This window comes from Streptomyces inhibens, assembly GCF_003389455.1.
Classification (GTDB): domain Bacteria; phylum Actinomycetota; class Actinomycetes; order Streptomycetales; family Streptomycetaceae; genus Streptomyces; species Streptomyces inhibens.
On the sequence record NZ_QUAC01000108.1, the window covers coordinates 1 to 5,112 of the forward strand.

The following is a 5,112-nucleotide window of genomic DNA, read 5'->3' on the forward strand; positions in this document are numbered from 1 at the left end:
CCCGCCACGGCGGCGCCCGGCCGGCGGGCCTCGGGGTCCCGCCAGGACGGTGCCGCCGCCCGCCGCGCCGGCGCTGCCGCCACCGCGCCGTCCGTCACCGGATTCGCCGGACGCCATCGCGAGCTCAAGGCGCTGTACGCCGATATCGCCCGCGCCGGCCTGGACACCCTCTCCGGCCGCAAGGGCGCCCGCAGCCGGGTGCTGCTGATCGCCGGCCGCCCCGGCTCCGGCCGTACGGCACTGGCCGAGGAGCTGCTGCGCCGGCTCGCCGACGACTATCCCGACGGTGTGCTGCGGGCCACGCTGACCGGGCCGGGCGGCGCACCGGCCGGCACCGACCGCACCGCGCGTGACCTGCTGGCCGTCCTCGGCGTCGATGCCCCGCCGGGCGCTGCCGAGGACGAGCTGACCGAGTGTCTGCGCGAGGCGCTCGCCGGGCGCCGGGCACTGCTCTTCCTGGACGACGCCCCGGGCGCGGAACAGGTCGAACCGCTGCTGCCGGACGCCCCGGACTGCCTGATCGTGGTGGTCTCCCAGGGGCCGCTCACCGGCATCCCGGACGTCCGGCCGTGCGCCCTGGGCGGCCTGGACAGCGCGGCCTGCGTCGAGATCCTCGCCCGCTACGCCGGACCGACCCGGATCACCGTCGACCCGCGGACCGCCGACAGCGTCGCGGAGGAGTGCGGCGGCCAGCCGGCCGCGCTCGTCCTGGCCGGTGCCTGGCTCGCCGCCCGGCCCAAGTCCTCGGTCGCCGATCTGCGCCAGGCGCTGCACGCCGTCCCGCTGCCGCCGGACCTGCCCACCGGCGCCCGCCCGCTGTTCCGCGCCTTCCGGCTCGCCTACGAGGCGCTGCCGCCGCCGGCCGCCCGGATACTGCGACTGATCACCCTGGCACCGGCCGGCATCGTGGACGCGCACACCGCCTCCGCGCTGGCCGGCTGCTCGGTGGCCGCGGCCGACACCACACTGGGCGACTTCGCGGCGCTCGGCCTGCTGCGGCCCCTCGCCGCCGGGGGCGACGCGGCCCCGGCCGCCGCCGCACCCGACGCCGCCGGGCACCCGCAGTACCGCCTGCCCGGCTGCCTCGATCCGCTGGTGCGCGTCCTGCTNCCCGCAGTACCGCCTGCCCGGCTGCCTCGATCCGCTGGTGCGCGTCCTGCTCGGGGAACACGAGCGGCCGGCCGACGTCCAGCTGGCCCGCGCCCGGATGCTGGAGCGGACCGTACGGCTGCTCCAGTCCTGCCGGGCGATGGCCGAACCTGCCGATTCGCCCGCCCGCCAGAAGGTCGCCGGGCTGCCGCGCTCGCTGCGCTTCACCTCGAAGGACGCCGCCGGGCACTGGCTGCGCAGCCGCCGCGGCGCGCTGCTCGACGCCGCCCGGATCGCCGTCGCGGACGGTGAACTCGACACCCTGGACCGGCGGTTGATGGCCGCGCTGACCCGGACACTGCTCGCGCACCAGGGCGCCGAGGCCGCCGCGCCGGACCTCTACGCACTGCACGGACTCGTCCTGGAGGTCGCCGAGCGGCGTGAGTTGCCGCGCGAGAAGGCCGCCGCCCTGCTGAACCTCGCGGATCTGGACGGCCAGGCGGGGCGTACCGCTCAGGCGCTCACCCGTTACCGGGGCGCACTGGAGGCGGCCCGTTCGGTGAAGGACCCGGTGGCCACCGGCCGGGCGCTGGAGTCGCTGGGCGGTACGTACACCGAGCTCGGTGACTGGCAGCGGGCCGCCGACTGGTACGGGCGGGCGCTGGAGCTGCGGCTCGCCCGCGACGAGGGCACCGACGCGGCGCGGCTGTACGGCCGGATCGGTGGGGCGCACACCTACGCGGGCCGGTGGGGCGATGCGCTCAAGGAGTGGCGGGCGGCCGCCCGGACGTATCGCAGGCTCGGCGATGTGGCCGGCCAGGCGCGGGCGACCGGGGAGGTGGCCCGGGTCCAGGAGTACGCGGGGCGGCCCGAGGAGGCGCTGCGGACCTGCCGTGAGGCCGTGGAGACCGCCCGGAAAGCGGGTGACGGACGGCTGGAGGCGGCGCTGCAGCTGCGGATTGCGGACACCCTGGAGCGGCTCGGTGACCCAGCAGCGGCACGGCTCCACCGCGCCGTGGGAGAGCGGCTCCTCGAAGATCACCCCGAGTGACCTACGAAATCGGTGGCGCTTCTCCCAAGATTTATTGCTTTGCAAGGCTAGACAAGAGGAGCTCCTTCAATAGACTGGCTGGGCCGCGTTCGGCGCGGTCAGTTCCGTCATGCATCGCATGAGGGGATAATTCCTCCTGCACCCTCTCTTTCAAGGACCGTGATCGACGTGAAGGTCGGCATCCCCCGCGAGGTCAAGAACAACGAGTTCCGCGTGGCCATCACGCCCGCCGGAGTCAACGAGCTCGTCCGCCATGGCCACCAGGTCTTCGTCGAGAAGGACGCCGGTCTCGGCTCGTCCATCACGAACGAGGAGTACGTTTCCGCCGGTGCCACCATCCTGGACACCGCAGATGAGGTCTGGGGCACCGCTGACCTGCTGCTGAAGGTCAAGGAGCCGATCGCGGAGGAGTACCACCGCCTCCGCAAGGACCAGACGCTCTTCACCTACCTGCACCTGGCCGCCTCCAAGGAGTGCACCGACGCGCTGCTGGAGTCCGGCACCACCGCCATCGCCTACGAGACCGTCGAGACGGCCGGCCGTCAGCTGCCGCTGCTCGCCCCGATGTCCGAGGTCGCGGGCCGCATCGCCCCGCAGGTCGGCGCGTACCACCTCATGCGCCAGGCCGGCGGCCGCGGTGTGCTGCCCGGTGGTGTCCCCGGTGTCCACGCGGGCAAGGCCGTTGTCATCGGTGGTGGCGTCTCCGGCTGGAACGCCGTGCAGATCGCGGTGGGCCTCGGCTTCCACGTCACCCTGCTCGACAAGGACATCAACAAGCTCCGCGAGGCCGACAAGATCTTCGGCACCAAGGTGCAGACGATCGTCTCCAACGCCTTCGAGCTGGAGAAGGCCGTCGTCGAGGCCGACCTCGTCGTCGGTGCGGTCCTGATCCCGGGCGCCAAGGCCCCGAAGCTGGTCACCAACGAGCTCGTCGCCAAGATGAAGCCCGGAAGTGTCCTTGTCGACATCGCGATCGACCAGGGCGGCTGCTTCGAGGACTCCCGTCCCACCACGCACGCCGAGCCGACCTTCACGGTCCACAACTCGGTCTTCTACTGCGTCGCCAACATGCCCGGCGCGGTGCCGAACACCTCCACCCACGCGCTCACCAACGCCACGCTGCCCTACATCGTGGAGCTGGCGAACCGCGGCTGGGTCGAGGCGCTGCGCCGTGACCCGGCGCTGGCCAAGGGCCTGAACACGCACGACGGCAAGGTGGTCTACGGCCCCGTCGCCGAGGCGCACGGTCTCGAGACCGTCGAACTGCGCACCCTCCTCGGCTGAGACGTCAACGAAGCGCGTCAACGCTGCACATCCGGCCGGGCCTTGTCGACAGGGCCCGGCCGGTCGCATGTGCGACACGCGGAGCGACGTGCTCCGGATCACCGGCTCTCAACTCGCCGCGAACGTAACCCTTTAACCGATTCGCGTACCCCCGAAACATCGGGCCGATGCCGCTTGCGCCCTTGACATTGAGGGGTCCGGTTACCGACACATCGTGCCGGGTCCGGTGGATTGTGTTGCTGCGGACGCCCGACACGCCATAGAGTCGCCAACCGTCGGCATGGTGCCACGCTGACCTATCGATAAAGTTTCCTGGTCACATCCAAGGAGGTAAGACGACTTGTGAATGAGTCGACATTTTCTCCCGGAGGTGGTCAACCAGGAGTGGTTGCACGGGGCCAGGGTCCCTCGGGGCTCGAGGCTGTCGGCTCCGTCGCGGTCCACACCTTCGCAGCCCACCAGAGCATTTCCACGACAGCCCACCAGAGCATGGACGGCCATCACGTGAACGCCATGGCCGGCGACCGGGGCAGTGGAGAACCCGCCCGTCTCGCCGACTACGACGACCTGCCCGAGGGGCACTTCTACGATCCGGACGCGGAGTACGAGCCGGACCCCGAATACGCCGCGACGCTCGCGCCGGACGCCGCGCGCCAGCGCCGCGAACGCGTCGGCCCGACCGGACGCCCGCTCCCTTACTTCCCCATTCCGGGACCGCTGTCCGACCACGGCCCCGCCAAAATCATCGCGATGTGCAACCAGAAGGGCGGGGTCGGCAAGACCACCTCGACCATCAACCTGGGCGCCGCACTCGCCGAATACGGACGACGGGTGCTGCTCGTCGACTTCGACCCGCAGGGCGCCCTGTCGGTCGGACTCGGCGTCAACCCGATGGAGCTCGATCTGACGGTCTACAACCTGCTCATGGAGCGGGGTATGTCGGCCGACGAGGTGCTTCTGAAGACCGCGGTCCCCAACATGGACCTGCTGCCCAGCAATATCGATTTGTCTGCGGCAGAGGTGCAGTTGGTCAGCGAGGTCGCGCGCGAGTCGACCCTGCAGCGCGCCCTGAAGCCGCTGCTGGCCGACTACGACTACATCGTCATCGACTGCCAGCCCTCCCTCGGCCTGCTCACCGTCAACGCCCTGACGGCCGCTCACAAGGTCATCGTGCCGCTGGAGTGCGAGTTCTTCGCGCTGCGTGGTGTCGCGCTGCTCACCGAGACGATCGAGAAGGTCCAGGAGCGGCTCAACCCCGAGCTGGAGCTGGACGGCATCCTGGCGACGATGTACGACTCCCGCACGGTGCACAGCCGTGAGGTGCTGGCGCGCGTCGTCGAGGCCTTCGACGATCACGTCTACCACACCGTCATCGGCCGTACGGTCCGCTTCCCCGAGACCACCGTCGCGGGCGAGCCGATCACCACGTACGCCTCCAACTCCGTCGGTGCCGCCGCCTATCGTCAGCTCGCCAGGGAGGTGCTCGCCCGGTGTCACGCCGAGTGAGTCTGCCGGGAGCCGACGAACTGTTCCGTACCACCGGGGGAGGGGGGCTGCAGCCCTCCAGCCCCCGCCGCACGGCGAACGGCTCCGCGGGCAACGGCGAGGCGCCCCGGGTGCCCGCACCGGCCGGCGAGCCGGATCCGGCCGCGGACGGGCCGGAGGCGACCACCGCGGTACGGCAGCGG

3 protein-coding genes and 2 pseudogenes are annotated in these 5,112 nt (G+C 71.5%); all 5 read left to right on the top strand.

Annotation, left to right across the window (positions count from 1 at the left end; genetic code table 11):
• Positions 1–198: 198 nt before the first annotated feature.
• On the top strand, positions 199–1,109 hold a 911-nt coding region (locus tag DY245_RS46240; protein ID WP_425329381.1), incomplete at its 3' end, for an AAA family ATPase.
• A gap of 1 nt (position 1,110) precedes the next feature.
• A pseudogene (locus DY245_RS46245) lies at positions 1,111–2,140 on the top strand (tetratricopeptide repeat protein); the annotation flags it as partial.
• A gap of 168 nt (positions 2,141–2,308) precedes the next feature.
• The gene (gene ald / locus DY245_RS13655) at positions 2,309–3,424 is read left to right on the top strand and encodes an alanine dehydrogenase (protein ID WP_128507086.1); all 1,116 of its coding nucleotides are present in this window, start codon (positions 2,309–2,311) and stop codon (positions 3,422–3,424) included.
• A 489-nt stretch (positions 3,425–3,913) separates the two neighbouring features.
• Complete coding sequence (locus DY245_RS13660) at positions 3,914–4,930, top strand: ParA family protein (protein WP_018087947.1); 1,017 nt, start codon at positions 3,914–3,916, stop codon at positions 4,928–4,930.
• A pseudogene (locus tag DY245_RS13665) lies at positions 4,915–5,112 on the top strand (hypothetical protein); the annotation flags it as partial. The gene DY245_RS13660 and the pseudogene DY245_RS13665, both read left to right, overlap by 16 nt.

What these genes read in the sequence shown, in the direction of transcription:
- DY245_RS13660 (WP_018087947.1), top strand. Translation starts at nt 3,914, where the DNA reads ATGGACGGCCATCACGTGAACGCCATGGCCGGCGACCGGGGCAGTGGA.